Here is a 623-nt window from a genome sequence, read left to right as displayed (position 1 = left end):
AAACTGAACCGCATCACTCTTCACACCAGTCCCGGATGCCGCCACATCCCTCATATTCTCCGGTGTTTGAAAACCGTAGCCCTTTGACCGGTCATACCGATCAGACGCCCTGACACCAATATAACCAGGCTCCATCGAACCGCTTCCAAAGTCAAACTGATACACCTTCGGCTCCGCCGCCTTCACATTCTCAATCCCGCCAAAACACAGCATCAGCATCATCACAAAAACCGCTGCCATCCATTTTTTCATCAAGACTCCCCCTCTATGAAAACGCATACATTAATGCATACTCGGTGATTGTTTCTTTATGATGACTGAAGGGAGAAAAAAATGGCGTTGAGGAATAAAAATGAGGGGAGAGTCTCAAGAAGGGGAAAATTAGTGTGACTTCTTGTCACACTTGATCACATCCCAACCTCCGCAATAGAAGCTTATTTGGTTTTCTTCGTCATACACATAATAACGGAGTCTTTCCCATTGATCGTCAGTCGGTACAATCTCCAATGCAACAGAATCGATGGATTCAAGATCATCCAGCTTTGATGCACTAACGTCTTCAAACCGTAAATGAATGTCACAGGTTTGAGCTGATAGTTTTAATTCAAACACAGGAATATGTA

The 623-nt window shown here is 44.1% G+C and carries 1 protein-coding gene and 1 pseudogene; both read right to left on the bottom strand.

Annotated features, from left to right (window positions below):
• Positions 1-252, bottom strand: a pseudogene (locus ACWHAR_RS28880) (esterase); the annotation flags it as partial.
• 129 nt (positions 253-381) lie between these two features.
• Positions 382-623 (bottom strand): hypothetical protein (locus ACWHAR_RS28875; RefSeq protein WP_452088674.1); only part of this gene is annotated, 242 nt, incomplete at its 5' end.

This window comes from Bacillus sp. LR--39, assembly GCF_053613335.1.
This window is presented reverse-complemented; position numbering and strand designations above follow the sequence as displayed.